We start from the raw sequence: 15,984 nt of genomic DNA on the forward strand, positions 1-15,984 counted from the left end.
GGGCAGCCGATCCAGTCCGACACTGCGGCGTGCATCGAGGTGTGGATATACGGGCCGGTTCGATGGAAGAGACGACGAGAAGCGTTGGCTGCTTGAGTAGTTCGCCGCTTTCACAAATCTGATAGATGAGATGTCCCCTCCAGCAGCCGTTTTCACGTGCCACATCTGTGTGTGGCTATCATCACCGTCGTTCTCAGGTTGAATCGATTACACCGAAATCTCGTTTGTCAATTTAGGGATCGTTCACATGCGGCTGAGCTAGGGACGCAACGCGATCGACGAGAAAGTAGGGATAAACAGAGTGGCCAATCGACTGAGCTCCACATCGGCACCTAAAGGCAGCTTTGGTACAAGCGTGCTCAATGTGCTTGGGCGACAGCTGTGGCTGGACCGACCCAGTTACCGGCTGGAACACGCGATGACCCTGCTGTTCGCCGCATGTGGCCGCCATCGGGATCGTGTCGCCAACGTGCTGTACGGCACGTGGCTTGGCCATCCATTGCACCCGGCGTTCGCGGCCGTGCCCACCGGTTCAGTGGCCACCGCGATAGTTCTGGATGCGGTGAGCGTGCTGTCCGGCCCCAGCGCGGCGATGCGCGATGCGTCAAGGTTTGCGCTCGGCGTGGGAATCATCGGCGCCGTCGGGGCGGCGACCACCGGTGTGACCGACTGGCAGCACACCCACGAAGAGTCGCGACGGATCGGAATCGTTCATGGGCTGTTGAACGTCGTCGCGACAGGGCTATACGCAATGTCGTGGTGGGACCGCCGGAGGGGCCGCCACTTTCGCGGCATCGCTGCGACCGCGATGGGCTACGGGCTGACCATGAGCAGCGACTACTTAGGCGCTGCGCTCGTGTACGGCTCCGGCATCGGGGTGGACCGAGCGGGGCCACGTTTGAACCACGGGTGGACGCCCGTGCTGCCGGCAACGGCGTTGACCGGCCAACCGCAGCGAGTCGCGGTTGACGGGATCGGCGTGGTCCTGCATCGCGACGGCGATCACATCCTTGCCGTCGGCGAGTACTGTCCGCACCTGGGCGCGCCGATGTCTGACGGATGGGTAGACCGCGGACGAGTGGTTTGTCCCTGGCACGGTGCCAGATTCGACTGTGGCTCCGGGGCGGTGCTGCGTGGCCCGGCCACGGCCTCGCTGCCGAACTACGCGACTCGGGTCCGTGACGGAATGGTGGAGGTAAGTGCGCGATGAACGCCTACGACGTGCTGTTCGACCACCACAACACGCTGCGCGGCCTGTGCCGCAAGATCACCGCGCTGCCGCCGACCTCGGTCGAGCGCCGCGACGCCCTCGATAAGCTGCTCGTCGAGCTCGACATCCACATGCGCATCGAGGACGACATGTTGTATCCGGCCGTGCAGGCGGCGGCGAGCACGCTGGTTGCCATCTCACACGCCGAGCATCGGCAAGTGATCGATCAGTTGACCGTGGTCCTGCGCACGCCACCACACGCACCCGAGTACGACGACGAGTGGCGGTCCTTTGTCATCGTGCTGGACGCGCACGCCGGCGAGGAGGAGCGTGACCTGTGCCCGCCGCCAGTCGAGATCGCCGAAGATGAACTAAAAGCGTTGGGAATCAGAATGTCTGCGCGCATCGCCGAACTGCACGCGTCGACGTTCCAAACCCTCCGTGTCCGCGCTCGAACTGCGCTACTGCGGGCGATATAGCGCCAGCGCCGGGCGAATGGCCCGCGAATTAGCCCCGCTGAATCATTGCTGGTGACAATAGTATTCGTGGCGCTGCACAGAAGGTGCTCCATGAGCCGCTCACGCAGCGGTACTTCGGCCACATGACGGAAACTTTCGGGGGACGTAGCGAGACTGATCGTATCGAAAAGACGTGGAGTTTGGATCGCCAACAGGGAGGACGTCGCCCGTGTTCGCGGATTGAGTGAAAGGTGTTGAGAGTGAGAAGGTTAACGACGGCGGCTGGTGTGGCGTGTACCTTGGCAGCCACTGTACGGGGCTCCTCGGCAGTGGCCGGGGCGGCTCCGTCAGGGTTCGCAAATTTCGGCAACGCGCAAGACACCATCAACGCGCTAACAGCCGCGGGCTATAACGTGCAGATCAATGGAGCGACGGTCTTTCCGTTGTCGACCTGCACAGTCATTCAGGTCGAGGGATTGAACAACTCGAACATCGATGCCAATGGAAACCGGATCGATCCAACTAAGTTCGACACCGTTTACGTCGACATATCGTGCCGGGGAGGTTAGCAGGACGCTCACGAAACACGATTTCCGACAGGGCGATAGCCCTGAGACGGGATTTACCGCACGAACAAATTTCAAGTCGGTTCGCGAAGATGAGCCTTCGACTTCACCGAAATCTGACCGAGCACACGCCTCCACGTGGGCATAGGGCCCCGAGTTGCATTTGAAATGAAAGGAAAACCCTTGAAATACAACGTGAGTAACATTGTGCGGTCCGCTGACCGCATCACGGCTGTCGGTACGGCGATCGTGCGCTATGGCCTGGTGATTGTCATCGCCTGGATCGGGTTGATGAAGTTCACCGCCTCGGAGGCCATGCGGATAAGCCAGTTCACCTCGCACAGCCCATTCATGAGCTGGCTGAACGGCTTCTTGTCAATTCGCGTGCAGTCCAACGTCATCGGGGTGATCGAGATTCTCGCCGCCGTGTTGATCGTCTTGAACGTGGTGTCGCCGCGTCTTGGTGCGGTTGGCGGCGCGCTATGCATGCTGTTGTTCGTGATTACGCTGAGCTTCCTTTTCACCACGCCCGGCATCGGTGATGCTGCGGCGGGCGGATTCCCGGCGCTGTCGCGGCTGGGGGAGTTCCTGTTGAAAGACCTTGTGCTGCTCGGCGCCTCGATCCTCGCGCTGGGCGAGTCGCTGACCGCCATGCGCGTATCGTCCGACCCCGATCAGGTGTCGGCGAACACCACTTCGTAACCCTACAGGTCAGCCGAGCCGAGTCCGATGTGTCAGCCACTATTTAGGCCTGGCACCTGCAAATTGGCACCGGAGGCCTTTTCATCGTTGTGATCCCTAGTCGATCGGAATCGTTACCGTTAGCGTGGTTCCGTGTCCACGGGGGCTTGACACGGTTAGCTTGCCCGCTACGGATTCGATTCGGTCCTGGAGCCCGATCAATCCCGAGCCGTCGCCGAACGCGGCCCCGCCCACTCCGTTGTCGCTGACTGACACGTGTAGCTGCCCCTTGTCGATGGAGGCAGAGACGTGGACTGTCGAGGCCCGTGCGTGCTTGGTCGTATTCGTCAACGCCTCCGCGACGACGTAATACGCTGCGACCTCGACTGATTCTGCGAGGCGACGTCCAATGTCGATGGTGTAGGAGGTCGGTACGGCCGACCGACGCAACAGCGCAATGAGAGCCGGACCCAATCCACCTTTGGACAGGATTGCCGGGTGTATTCCATGCGACAGTTCACGAAGGTCGGCGTGCACCCACAACAGAGTCTTCACTGCCCGGCTCACCGCGTCGCGGTGCTGAGCCGGCACAGCTGCCTCCAACTCGCGCAGGTCCATGCCCAATTTCACCAGCCGCTGTTGGGCCCCATCGTGTAGATCGCGCTCGAATCCTCGCCGGGCCTGATCGGCGGCCGCGACAATGCGCGCGCGCGATGCCTGGAGCTGTGCCTTGTTCTGCGCGTTGGAAATCGCTGTCGCTACCAAGTCCGCGAAGTCGGCCACCTGTGCGTTGTATTGCGGTGCCATCGCCTCACCTGTGGCCGACCCGGCGATCAATGCACCCCATCGTTGACCGTCGACCACCACCGGCGCGGCCACACTCGAGCGCGGGCCCAGGCCCGGCATCTGGTCCGCTATCGCGCCGCCGAGGTCGCCCTCAACTCGCCCCAGTTCGGTAGCACCCATCACCTCAGTGCCGACCCCCGTGCCGTTCAGCCGAAACCGTTGCCCCACCGTGATCCTCGCCGGACCCCTGTTATCCCGCACCGCCAGGACCACACCTTCATCGTCGTCGTACCCAATCAACGTCGCATGTTCTAAATCCAGGCCGAGCGCCAACTCCACTACCGCCACTGGATACACGTCGTCGGGTGCCGCCCCGCGTGCGACGAGCGTGGCTACACGACGCAGCGCGGCCTGCTGCCGTGCCAGGGCGCAGACTTCGGCATCGATCTCTTGCCGATGTCGGGTGGCGATCAACAGGGCCTCGAGCGAGGGCACCAGGCGTCGCACACGCTTTTGTTGGCCGGATGGCAGACGCGTCGGCACCACCAGTGTGGCGATCTGCTCGTCGCCATCGCGCAACGGCACCGCCAATCGTTGCTCGTCGCCCCGAATTTCGGTGAGAACCAGGTCGGCATAGGCCAACCCGAGCACCTGGGCAACGCGCTGTCCGGCGCCGTTGAGTGCTGAATTCAAGTCTTTTGCCTGCAGTGTCATTCGTGCAAACTCTGCCAACAAGTCGGCCTCGACCTGCCGCTGTTCGGCGTCGGCTACGTGTGAACGGGCCTGTCCAGCAAGCGCATTGGCCAGCAGCGCCAGGCACAGGAAGACAACGACGCCAGGCCCCACGCTGTCTCGATGGAGAAGAAGCACATACGCCAACACACTGGCCACCGACGTGGTTGCTGCCAAGCCGAAATCCCAAGCCGCCGACACGACTAGCACACCGAGCAGGAACAGCACGCCGTATGCATTCTCCGGCGCCACACTGTGTAGCCATCGCACCAGGACAGCTTCCGCGCCGAGGAACCCGGTCGCCACCACCACACCCAGCCACAACGGCGGCGCCGTCGGCCGCACAACACGAGCAAGAACTCCCTGGTACAGCACCGGAATACGACCTAATCCGGCGGTAATTGCGCCCAGATTGTGGTTCCTGATCCTGTTGACGCAGTGCGTCAGCTCAATGGGCACGACCACTACTCCTCATCACACGGGGCGGCGACGTTAGGAAAGCCGCCGAACGGCTGATGCCGCCTTGGCCCGATCGACCTGAATCCACGATGGCCCGCGCACTCGACCCGGTTGTAAGCCGTGGTACACACACCCCAGGCCGGTCGGCTCATTCCGGGTGCGATGGAGGCGTGAATTGTAGTCGCGTTGTTATGGCGACGGGCCGTCGCAACATGGGTGACGGAGACCAACCTGGGTACACCCGCTACGCCGAGATGTGAATGAGAGTGACCAGTGAAGCCCGTATCTGCAAGCCCTTCCGGAACGGTCTGCAGCGAGAGGCTGATACGAAAGTCTCTGCCGGCCGTTCGAGGTGTGCGGAACAAGGTAGGTCCTCTCGGCGCCAACGTATTGCAGAGAATTCTGTGGAGAAACGTCCCTGAGCAATGCGGAGGCGTCGAAACCTCAGATCACACGCTCACCCCAGTGCGCGCTCCTACGTCGACCGATCTATATCGAAAGGCGCGAGGCACGTTCTACCTCCAGTGCTTGTGGCAACTCACCCATCATTCCGCGGCTGGCCAACTCCAACCCATCGGCGAGCGCGGCTTTTGGATCGACGAGCCGATCTGCGACGGTGCAGGAACCCGATAACGCGTGGTCGGCGTGACCTCGAAGGTCAGTCATGCAGCGCCGCAGTATGCGCGGCCGCCGTCGTCACGCCTACTTGCGGGCGATGTAGTAGTTGTTGAACGGGTCGCTGTCGACCTGCGCGATGTCCACCTCGGCGAAGCCGGCATCGGCCAGCATGGCGGTGGCCAACTCCTGGCCCGACACCGTGCCGAGCCCTGCCCCACCGGCCGATAACGAAACCGTCATGCAATGCATCGTCGACACCGTGTATAGCCAGGAAGCCCACGGAACCCGACGGTTCTGCGCAAGATCCGATGACGCCTTGATGTCGACCACCAGCAGATCACCACCGGCCCGCAGCTCACGATAAATATTCGCAAGCACCTTGTCAGGGTGGACCTGGTCATGAATCGCATCAAACACCACGATGGCGTCAAATGCCTCCGAAGCAGCCGGCACAGCGAGATCGCGCACATGAAACGTCGTGTTGGACAAGCCCAACGCATCCGCTTCCGCCCGCGCCGCGGCTATGGTCTCCTCGGAGAAGTCGTAACCGGTGAACCTACTCGCCGGAAACTCCCGGGCCATCACATTGATGGCATGTCCTTGACCGCAACCGAAATCGGCGACGTCGATACCCCCGCGCAGTCGTTGCGTCAGCCCGTTGACCAACGGCAGAATCGTACCGACCAGCGCAGCATCGAACACCTCAGCGCTTTCTTCAGCGCGCAGCGTGTGAAAGCGCGGAAACGCGTTGTACGACAATCCGCCTCCATTGCGAAAGCAGCCGACGATGCGCTGTTCGACCTCGCCGAGAAGGGCGATGTACTGGGTCATCTTGGCGACATTGTCGGTGCCGCCAGCCCGCGTCAACGCCGGTGCATGATCGGCTGGCAGATGATAGGTATGCGTCGTCGAGTCATAGTCAACGATCGACGCACAAACCATTCCGCCCAGCCATTCACGCACATAGCGCTCATCAAGTCCTGCAGCCGAGGCGATTTCAGCACTGGTAGCCGACGCAAGGTTGGCCATACAGTCGAACAGACCGGTCTGATGGCCGATGCTGAGCAGCAGCGCAACGGCCGCGTCGTTCAAAACGCCGAGCATCCGACGGCCAAACGCCTCGGCGTCAGTGGATTCAGTTTCGGAAAGCCGGTCTGTTGCAATCATATTGACGATGTTACGCGGATCGCCGACACCGATTAATGTCATGTGAGAAGTCACTCAATTCACATTCAATGCAATATCCGAGGCAATTTCGGCGTCGGCGGATAAGCGATCCTACGTCTCAATTCGCCTGTTTTTCAGTCAGTTTCGGGTCAGTAGGGCGGGACAGTTGGCTAACGTAGTTGCGCGGTGCCCCAGAGAAATGTGTATCGAACTAGCTTCAGCGCATTCCAGGGCCGACCGCCCCTACCAACCATGCGCCACATATTTCACGCCGGTTCGCACCGTGTTGGCGAGATTTCTTGCGTCACTCGACCCTCAGCCTAAGTAGTCAATCTCAGGGCGCGAGTGGTCGACTACAGGCGATCTCGTCGCGGTAACAAGGGTTGCCGCCGTCGTCTGCCGCAGCACCAAACGGCTCTCGGATACGTCGATCCGTTTCTCGGCGAACAGATACGTAGGGTGTGCGTTACGCAGGCGGTAGATCCTTACGCAGGATCTTGCCCGACGTGGATTTCGGGATCGCATCGATGAACGCCACTTGGCGCACCTTTTTGTACGGAGCGACTTGGCCCGCAACAAAATCGATAACCTCGTCTGCCGTCAACTCAACACCAGACTGCCTGACCACGAATGCCTTCGGCACTTCCTCGCCTTCGGCGTCCTTGACGCCGATGACAGCGGCGTCAGCGATGGACGGATGCCCCAACAGCACCGCCTCGAGTTCGGCGGGCGGCACCTGGTAGCCCTTGTATTTGATCAACTCCTTGAGCCGATCAACGATATACACGCAGCCGCGTGAGTCGACCCGAGCCAAATCCCCCGTGTGCAGCCAGCCTTCGCCGTCGATGATCTCGCGGGTGGCCTGCTCGTTGCCGAGGTACCCGGCCATCACGTTAGGCCCCTTGAACCACAGTTCGCCGGTCTCACTGAGACCTTCTGTTGGAATACCAATTTCCTCGCCAGTGTCGGGATGTACCAGTTTGGAGGCCGCATTCGGCACCGTCCACCCGACCGAGCTGAGCGGCGCCACCCTCCCCATCTTTTGCATGCCTCCGTCGAACGGGGTGACGTGACTGGCCGGGCTCAGCTCGCTCATTCCGTAGGCCTGTACCACCCGGCAGCCCACCCGCTCGGCGACGGCATGGCCGAGGTCGGCGTCCAGTGGGGCGGCGCCGGACATCACCACGTTCAGCGAGGACAAGTCGTAATCATCGATCAGCGGATGTTTGGCCAGCGCAACGGCGATCGGCGGCGCGATGAACGCGATCGTGCACTTGTGGTTCTGAATGTTGCCGACGAACTCAGCGAGGTCGAAACCTCTCATCACGACCAGCCGGGCACGTGCATGCAGGGCAGCGTTCAGCAGCACCGTCATGCCGTAGATATGAAAAAACGGAAGGACGGCCAACACCACGTCCTCTGGGACGATCCCGCTAACCGGCCGGATCTGGGCGACATTGGCCACCAAGTTGCGGTGCGTCAGCATCACACCCTTGGGGATGCCGGTGGTACCGGAACTGTAGGGCAGCGCCGCCAAGTGCGACGACGGAGCGAAATCCACCTGCGGTGCCGGCAGGCCCTTGCCTATCAGTTCGGCGTAATTGGGGTGTCCGGCGGCGTCGCGTCCCTCGCCGTCAAGCACCACCAAGTCGGCGTCAGACAGCCCCACCGCCGCGACTGCTTCCTTCGACTGGGGCAGCAGCGCCTCGACCGTTACCAGCATCCTGGCCTTCGAGTCGGCCAGCTGCTTTGCGATGTCCTTCGCGGTGAACAGCGCGTTGATCGTCGTCGCCGTCGCACCGGCACGCAGGATGCCATGGAAGGCGACCGCAAAGCCCGAACTGTTCGGCGACAGTAGCCCGACCACATCACCGACCCCGACACCGCAGTCGGCCAGCGCGCCGGCGAACGCGTCGATGCGCGCGATCATGTCGCGGTAGCTGGTCTGTCGGCCGGACTCGGCGTCCACCAGCGCGATGCGGTCCAGATTTGCGGCGTCGAGGCCACCGAACAGGTAGTCGTACACGCTGGTTGAAGGAATCTCGACCTCGGGGAAGAGACTCGCGAAACTCATACCGCCTCCAATCAAATGGCCTGCCGTCTACCTGATCCGCGTCAGTCGGCTACTTGATCCTTAACGCCTGCGGCCGCCAGAACGATCCTATAAATAGCCGGACTATTTAGTCCCTAATGATTCGGTCCCGGCGTGTGCGCGATGTGATGGGTGATGCCGCGTCTACTCCATTCGCATGCGCGCACGCAGCGTCTAATGTCTCTAGTTCGGTACGATCGAAAGGTCTTATATATCAATGGATATTGATATATACACGTGGTGCGCCGATGCGCTGCGCCGGACACACCCGCAGCCGTGAGTCGTTCGGCCTCGATAGCCATCGACCACTAACTGAGATCAAGCTCGGATAGTCAACACTGGACTTTTTAGTTCGCACGATCCGGGCTGGAAGACGGTTCGAGTTGAACGATCTCGATGTCCGTTGCCCTACCGGCGACCACACGGGCGAGCGCGCGAGGCCTGTGTGGTGATCGTGAGGGGAGGAGGGCGTCGGCGGCCTGTTCTGATCATTACCGATGCGTTGGGACTGAAACCCTGTTCCGCGGCGCACAATTAGAGTCGGCAGTCCCGTCTGGCAGACGCAATTGGATCCGGATAGCTTGCCGCGACCGCAACATTGAGCAGGGCGCCGCCTCACCGGCGGATCACGGTGAGCATGCGACCCGTTCCGAAATGTCTGCGTAAGATCTGAGAACCTCCAACCGGTGCTGAACGCATTCGCAATCGGAATGCGTTCAGCACAGATATGGGACCGATGAACTGTAAGACACTGACCGGCTACATCTCGGGCGACCGGCATCTCACCGCCGAGCAGATGGCCGATCGCGTGGAGCGCGCTACCACTGTCCTTGGCGACCATGGCATCGCACTGCACGACCACGTGGCAATCATGTTGCGCAACGACCTCGCGTTCATCGAGGCGTCGTATGCGGCACAGGCGCTTGGCGCGGTCCCTGTCCCGATCAACTGGCATTACAAGGGCGACGAGGTCGGTTTCATACTTCGTGACTCCGGCGCAAAGGTCCTTCTGGTGCACGCAGACCTGCTCGCCCAGATCGAAAGGCAGGTCCCAGACGACTGTGTCGTTTTGGTAGTCGACACGCCGCCGGAAGTCTGGGCCGCGTACGAGTTCCCACAGCAGAGCGCTACGGTCGGCTCATCGTGGAATGCCGCTGTCGCCTCCGCGGGTCGCTGCACGAACCCACCCCACCCACCTGCTCCAAGCATCATCTACACCTCCGGGACCACTGGCACACCGAAGGGAGTTCGCCGATTCAAGCCGCTGGATACCGAGCATCCCGTGATGGCGGGCACCGTCTCCGCGCTCGGCGTGGCGCCCGCGATGCGCACCGTCGTCTGCGGTCCGATGTATCACACGGCGCCTAACGTATTCGCCCTGCTGGCCGGTAGAACGGGTGGCCTTGTTGTGCTGCAGCCGAAATTCGATGCCGAGGGATTACTGCACCTCGTCGATCGCTACGCGATCGACACGTTGCACCTGGTTCCCACGATGATGGTCCGGTTGTTGGCGCTCGATCCGGACACTCGGGCACGGTATGAGATGTCCTCCCTCAAGCGAATCACACACGGTGCTGCGCCGTGCCCGCCGTCGGTCAAGCACGCCCTGATCGAATGGCTCGGCCCGATCGTCGACGAGTACTACGGGGGCACTGAGGTCGGCATCGTCACCGCCTGCAACAGCCAGCAGTGGCTGACCCACGAAGGCACAGTCGGCACAGTAGTCGACGGCTGCGTGGTGAAAGTCCTCGACAACGACGGGTCGGAGGTACCGCGAGGCCAGATCGGCGATATCTACGTCTGGAATCCCGGGGCTGGCGACTTCACCTATCACGGCCGCGACCGCGACCGGGCGGCGATTGAGAAGGACGGTCTGGTCACGCTCGGCGACATCGGATATTTCGACGACGATGACTTCCTGTATTTGTGTGGACGCAGCAAAGACATGATCATCTCGGGTGGAGTCAACATCTACCCGGCCGAGATCGAAGCTGCGCTGATTCAGCATCCCGATGTGGCCGACTGCGCGGTGTTCGGCATCCCAGACGACGAGTTCGGTGAATCCGTCGCAGCGGTGGTGCAGCTGCGCGAATCCGGGGTCGGCGATGCCGAGGGTATTCGTACATTTCTGAGGAACCAGTTGGCGTCCTTCAAGGTTCCGCGCATCATCGAGTTCAATGACAATCTTCCACGCGAGGACTCGGGAAAGATCTTCAAGCAGAAGCTACGGGCCCGCTACTGGCCCGAACACAGACAGATCTAGGTGCGGTGCCATCGCCTCCCGCATCGACATCAACGCAGGATTGGTGATGCGCGATGACTGGATTCGAGAGCTCTTTCAGTCCAATCTATTTGGTGTAGACGCCATGATCGAGTGCATCCGTATCCAACACTTCCTCAACCGCAGCCTATGCCGGGCTGGTCCGAGATCGAAGTCACTTCCCTCGGCCTGTCGGCTGATCGGTGGAGTGGGTGTGGGGGAGGTAGGCGGCTGAAAACTGGGTGAGAAGGCTTTGTTCGTCGGCACCGCCATAGGTGTAGGCCGGTGACAGGATCGGTCGCACACGTTCAACATTCACTAGGACCGCCTGGTTGGCCGGATAGCCTGGCCCGTTGAGCTCGAGCAGCCAGTGATGTAACCAGGTGTGCACGGGGCTGCCGGGCTCGTGCAATTCGGCAGTACCACTGAATCGGTAGCCTCGTCGGCGCAGGAAGTCCACAACAGCGATCTCGATTCGAGGGTTCACGGACAGATTCGCGATGGTGGCAGGTGAGGCGATGTCCATGAACGCGACATGATCATCGTCGTAGACGCGCAAAGATCCCTTCGGGGAGAGGTTCGGCGATCCGTCGGGATTGACCGTCGCGACAAACGCGAGCTTGGCGCTAGCGACGATGTCGCGCATATCGTTGTCGATGAGGGTCATATCACTGCCTTCCGTTCTGTGCGCCGGCACCGGCACAGGTGTTCGATACTGACGGCGTCACTGCCCGGCGGGCAGAGACCAAGGAACATCGCGACCGAGGCCGGACTCGAATCTGAAGTGTCGTCAAGCAACCGTGCCGGGAAATATGCTGTACTAGCGCGCATATGGCGGTATCGGTCGAGGCTTCCCCATGCCACATTGTTGGCGGCGGCACCCTTCTCCTGTCGTCGGCTGAGTTCGAGCCAGCCAAGCATCCGTGCCCGGCTTGACCGTCGTTTGCAGAGACGTCGGGGCCTGGCCGTCCTCATAACGCGGAGACCGGGCTGCCAGCTGTTCAAGGGCCTAGACGTCCGTTAAGCGCCAGATCCGAACCAAGCGGCATGCTGCTTATAACGGACTAAACAGTCCGTTCCATCCCTCGTCGCCATTTCGGGCGACAGGACCGGATGGAGCTAGCTAGAGCGTGATGCTCGCCCTGGGGCGTAACGCCGATCCTGCGGCGGGCAGTCCCGAGCACTGTCAAGCCGCACGCTATCTGCGTACCCTTCAGACCCTTCGGATTGTACGAAGGGCGAGAAGCAAAAATCCGGATTGTGCCAACGCACAGGTTGCAGATGCAATTACTTCATGCAGACCTCCATCCTCGTCATCCTCGTGACGATGACGTTCCTGGGCGCCGGAGTTGTCAAAGGCGTCACAGGTATGGGCCTGCCCACCGTCGCCATGGGTGTGCTCGGAATCGCTATGCCGCCGGCCGCTGCGGCGGCGATGCTTGTGATTCCTTCGTTGGTGACCAACGTCGGACAACTGCTTGCTGGGCCTGCGATTGTGACAATGGTGCGGCGCCTATGGCCGATGATGATCGGGATCGTCCTGGGCACGGTCGGCGGCTCAAGTTTATTGGTGCACGCCGACCCCATGTGGTCCGGGGTTTCACTGGGAACCGTTTTGATCATCTACGCCGGCTATGCGCTACTGACGCCGACGCTGTCGATTCCGCGTTCTGTCGAGGTCTGGTTGGCGCCGCTGGTGGGGGTCGTGACGGGAGTAATCACGGGCGCCACCGGGATCCTCACCATACCCGCTGTGCCATATCTGCAAGCGCTTAAGTTCAACACCGACAAGCTGATTCAGGCGCTAGGACTTTCATTCACGACATCCACCATCGCACTGGCAGTCGGGCTCATGACACAAGGCTCCCTGCAGCTCGACCACCTCGGCCCCTCCGCTCTCGCGGTTGTCCCAGCAATGGCTGGGATGTGGGTCGGTAGCCGAATCCGGTCACGGATCAGTCCCACGCAATTCCGGCGGTGTTTTTTGGCGCTGCTGATACTGCTCGGCCTTGAGCTGGTATGCCGCCCGTTCATCTAGTCGCGTAGCAGCGGACTAAGAGCCAACGGGCTGAACACCGATGAAGCGTGCAGCATTACGAGGACGAAGACGAGGATGACAACGGCCACATAAGCTGACCGCGCATAGAGACGGCCCAGGGGGGTGCCAGCCAAACCATGGTGCTGCCCTCGGCCGCCAACTCGACTGCGACCCGGGAACGCCAATCCGTCGACCGCCAGTTCAAGATCGCGGCACGAGTCGGCGCCGCAGGGACAGCACGCGGGAAGCCCTGTACACCAGCCGAAAACGACGTGAAAGCGGTGATGGCACAGAGGTGGGCGATGATTCCTCTGATGCAAAATTTGGTGTTTTGCTGGTAACCCGCCGATTCGATCCCGCCGTATTCCTCGCGATGCGCAGCAGTGAATCGGGTGTAATGCGACGGGGGAGAGGTGCTGACTGCTGGCCAGATCGCAACCGGCGCCCGGACCAGATCTTGTATCGCTGTGCGGCATCAGATGTTTACTGGCTGTCCGATTGGGTTTGCAGGAAATACAGCCTCACTCCGTGCGGACAGAACATGTCGCGACCGACGGATGAATCGGGCTTCGAGGGAAAGTAGTGACCGCTCGCGGGATCGGCCCGTCGTGGAGGGAAGCTCGTCAAGGGACTACTTCCGGGAGTTGCCGGACGTCGCCAACCATCCGGTGTTCACGCCTGTCGCGTTGTGATAGTTCACGCGGCACTGCTGACGATCGCGATAACCAGCCCGCCCAGGGTCAGCACACCGACTATCACCGCGGCTGCGATCGCCCGGCCCCGGCGGTGCCGGCGTGCGTCGTGGATCGTCACCGCGATGCCGGCGAAGATCAACGCTGCATACACCGCAAGCCCTACCGTCAGCGCAGCCGTTGACGCGGCGCTGGCCAGGATCACGTTGTGCACGCCCTGAGCCTACGGCGCGAACGGAAGCATCGCGCCGTCTGGCTACATCATCAACGGCTTCCTCGGCCGACGTCATCGCAGTGGCGGTCGAGACGGATATCCGCGCGGGCGCCCGTGGGGTTCGCTCCTCATCGTCGATCTTCGGGACGGCCCGCGGTTCTCGGTGCGTGCGAAACGCAAGCGCCATAACTGATGTCGTGCGCGACGTGGCAGTGGGCGTCGGCATATCTACAGGGCGCTTACCTCGAGCCACTCATCGATCACAAAAGCGTCGCCGCGCGCCACCACGGTCGCGCCGCCGACCCCCGGATAGTGCGCGGGGATGACGACGGCGCGCCTCCGGGACGCCTCGGTGAGCACCCGCCGACGCGTCACCGCGGCCTCGTCGAAGTTCTCGTCTAGTACGCAGGAATCCGCAGGTCTGTGCAACTGCATGGGGCTGTGGGTGAGGTCACCGACGAACACCGCGGGACTGCCCGCATCCAGCCACAGGACAGACGAGCCGGGAGTATGGCCGGGGGCCGGCCGTAACCTCAACGAGTCGCTGACGCGATGGTCGTCGGACCACAGTTCGATCTGGCCCGCCGCATCAACCGGAAGAATGCTGTCGGAGAACAGGATTCGGCTCGCATCCAACCGCGCCTGATGCTCCTCAGTCCGGCCGGGGCCGCGTGCGTCGGCGTTGTCGGGGTGGTAGTAGCGGTAGTCGGCTTCTGGCACTAGGTAGCGCGCATTCGGAAAGGTCGGCACCCATTCGTCGTTCTGACGCTTGGTGTTCCAGCCGACGTGGTCGGTATGGACGTGGGTATTCACCACGACGTCCACCGAGTCGGGTGCGATGCCCGCGGCGTTGAGCGCTTCCAGGAAATCGGTGTCCAGACCGGACAGGAACGGCATCGCGGGGCGGTCGCGGCCGTTGCCAACGCCCGTGTCGACCAGCACCGTGAGGCCATCCACCTCGATCGCCCACGTCTGAACGACGGCGTGCCAGTTGTCGGAGTCCCAGAACGTCTGGCTCAGTTCGGATGGCAGCTCCCGCCACGCCGCCTGTGGTGTCTCGGGAAACATGGCGAGCGGCAGGTCGAGTCGCCACTCGACAACCCGCGTGACTGTCGCGGCACCTAGCTGCGCGCGGTCGGCCATACTCGAACCCTACTCATCCCAGGATTGCCACGCGGTACGCTCCGCGATCCGCATGATCGAAGCGTCTGTGTTCACCGGCGTTGTGGCGGGCATCGTCGACATGGCGGGGGAGCGGCGAGCGCGCGCTGGTCGTAACCACCCCGCCGAGGGTGAAACCGCATCCGATACTGGCGGTTTGGCGGCACCGCTCAAAGTTGCGTCACGGGCTGTTCGTTGGCCAGGTCGGCCAGCATGTGGAAGGCATGCTCGGAGGGGCTGCCCGGCTCCGCGTGATAGGTGACGAGCAGATGCTGGGATTCCGGCAGCGCGAACTCTTGGTACTGCAAGTCCAGCGGGCCGATCAGGGGATGCTGCAGTTTCGTGCCGCCCCCTCACGGACTCTTACGTCGTGCTTTGCCCATAAGGTGCGCAATCGTTCACTGCACAGGCTGAGTTCGCCGATGAGCCGGGTAATGTGCGGGTCGTCGTGGAGACCGACGACCACCGATCTTGGAACCGACATCAAAGTGTGCAGACAAAGCCGCAGCCAACCGGTTGGCCGCCAGCACGGTGAACTCCCGATTTCACCTGTCGACCGATCTGCTCAACGCCGCCGAGGTTGCGGCCACTTTGAGCCAGGTGCTGCAGCGCGACGTCCCCGCGGTGATCCTCACACCCGACTTCTACGACGACGCATACGCTTCGAGCGCGTTGAGCTGGTTGCAACAAACCTGCGATGGTCGCCTGAGCTACTCGGCGATCACCACTACCACCGTTCACGACCTGCTAGGCCGCGAACCAATTCACCTGAACGAGTGGGCAGCCCGCCATCGGGACGAGTTACTGGCACAGCTCCGATGATGACCAACTGCGTTGTCCTGCCGGGCAT

General features: G+C 61.9%; 12 protein-coding genes and 1 pseudogene. 6 read left to right on the forward strand and 7 right to left on the reverse strand.

Annotated elements, in window-relative coordinates; all coding sequences use genetic code 11:
• Window positions 1-364: 364 nt before the first annotated feature.
• The 3 genes from C1A30_RS04255 to C1A30_RS04270 all read left to right on the forward strand — a co-directional run bounded on the left by C1A30_RS04255 (window position 365) and on the right by C1A30_RS04270 (window position 2,936).
• Window positions 365-1,210, forward strand: coding sequence for a Rieske 2Fe-2S domain-containing protein (locus C1A30_RS04255; RefSeq protein WP_235009644.1), 846 nt, complete (start codon window positions 365-367; stop codon window positions 1,208-1,210).
• Window positions 1,207-1,689 carry a hemerythrin domain-containing protein gene (locus C1A30_RS04260; protein ID WP_101947004.1) on the forward strand — a complete coding sequence of 161 codons (483 nt, stop codon included), beginning with the start codon at window positions 1,207-1,209 and terminating at the stop codon, window positions 1,687-1,689. The genes C1A30_RS04255 and C1A30_RS04260 overlap by 4 nt, the downstream gene beginning before the upstream one ends.
• Window positions 1,690-2,417: 728 nt before the next feature.
• Window positions 2,418-2,936, forward strand: coding sequence for a YkgB family protein (locus C1A30_RS04270; RefSeq protein ID WP_235009645.1), 519 nt, complete (start codon window positions 2,418-2,420; stop codon window positions 2,934-2,936).
• A 96-nt stretch (window positions 2,937-3,032) separates the two neighbouring features.
• Here the strand turns inward: C1A30_RS04270 and C1A30_RS04275 are convergent, their stop codons facing one another.
• From C1A30_RS04275 to C1A30_RS04285, 3 genes are all read right to left on the reverse strand, one after another.
• Window positions 3,033-4,661 carry an ATP-binding protein gene (locus C1A30_RS04275; protein WP_235009646.1) on the reverse strand — a complete coding sequence of 543 codons (1,629 nt, stop codon included), beginning with the start codon at window positions 4,659-4,661 and terminating at the stop codon, window positions 3,033-3,035.
• A gap of 933 nt (window positions 4,662-5,594) precedes the next feature.
• A complete protein-coding gene (locus C1A30_RS04280; protein ID WP_101947627.1) occupies window positions 5,595-6,677 on the reverse strand; it encodes a methyltransferase domain-containing protein in 1,083 nt (360 codons plus the stop codon).
• A gap of 466 nt (window positions 6,678-7,143) precedes the next feature.
• Complete coding sequence (locus tag C1A30_RS04285; RefSeq protein WP_101947007.1) at window positions 7,144-8,751, reverse strand: 4-coumarate--CoA ligase family protein; 1,608 nt, start codon at window positions 8,749-8,751, stop codon at window positions 7,144-7,146.
• A gap of 754 nt (window positions 8,752-9,505) precedes the next feature.
• Here C1A30_RS04285 and C1A30_RS04290 point away from each other — a divergent pair.
• Window positions 9,506-11,032 (forward strand): AMP-binding protein, encoded by a 1,527-nt coding sequence (locus C1A30_RS04290; protein ID WP_160112687.1) that lies wholly within the window; start codon window positions 9,506-9,508, stop codon window positions 11,030-11,032.
• 172 nt (window positions 11,033-11,204) lie between these two features.
• On the opposite strand, the gene C1A30_RS04295 is transcribed toward C1A30_RS04290, so the two are convergent.
• Complete coding sequence (locus tag C1A30_RS04295) at window positions 11,205-11,696, reverse strand: pyridoxamine 5'-phosphate oxidase family protein (protein ID WP_101947628.1); 492 nt, start codon at window positions 11,694-11,696, stop codon at window positions 11,205-11,207.
• A 627-nt stretch (window positions 11,697-12,323) separates the two neighbouring features.
• On the opposite strand from C1A30_RS04295, the gene C1A30_RS04300 reads away from it, so the two are divergent.
• Window positions 12,324-13,067, forward strand: coding sequence for a sulfite exporter TauE/SafE family protein (locus tag C1A30_RS04300; RefSeq protein WP_101947009.1), 744 nt, complete (start codon window positions 12,324-12,326; stop codon window positions 13,065-13,067).
• Between the two features lie 696 nt (window positions 13,068-13,763).
• Here C1A30_RS04300 and C1A30_RS04305 read toward each other — a convergent pair.
• From C1A30_RS04305 to C1A30_RS36480, 3 genes and pseudogenes are all read right to left on the reverse strand, one after another.
• Entirely contained in the window at window positions 13,764-13,973 is a 210-nt protein-coding gene (locus C1A30_RS04305; RefSeq protein WP_101947010.1) for a hypothetical protein, read from the reverse strand.
• Window positions 13,974-14,201: 228 nt separating this feature from the next.
• Complete coding sequence (locus tag C1A30_RS04310) at window positions 14,202-15,116, reverse strand: MBL fold metallo-hydrolase (RefSeq protein WP_101947011.1); 915 nt, start codon at window positions 15,114-15,116, stop codon at window positions 14,202-14,204.
• A 188-nt stretch (window positions 15,117-15,304) separates the two neighbouring features.
• Window positions 15,305-15,618: pseudogene (locus C1A30_RS36480) on the reverse strand (hypothetical protein).
• Between the two features lie 32 nt (window positions 15,619-15,650).
• Between C1A30_RS36480 and C1A30_RS04315 the strand changes: the two are divergent.
• Window positions 15,651-15,956 (forward strand): hypothetical protein, encoded by a 306-nt coding sequence (locus C1A30_RS04315; protein ID WP_101947012.1) that lies wholly within the window; start codon window positions 15,651-15,653, stop codon window positions 15,954-15,956.
• The last annotated feature ends 28 nt before the right edge of the window (window positions 15,957-15,984 follow it).

The organism is Mycobacterium sp. 3519A (assembly GCF_900240945.1).
In the GTDB taxonomy this organism is placed as follows: domain Bacteria; phylum Actinomycetota; class Actinomycetes; order Mycobacteriales; family Mycobacteriaceae; genus Mycobacterium.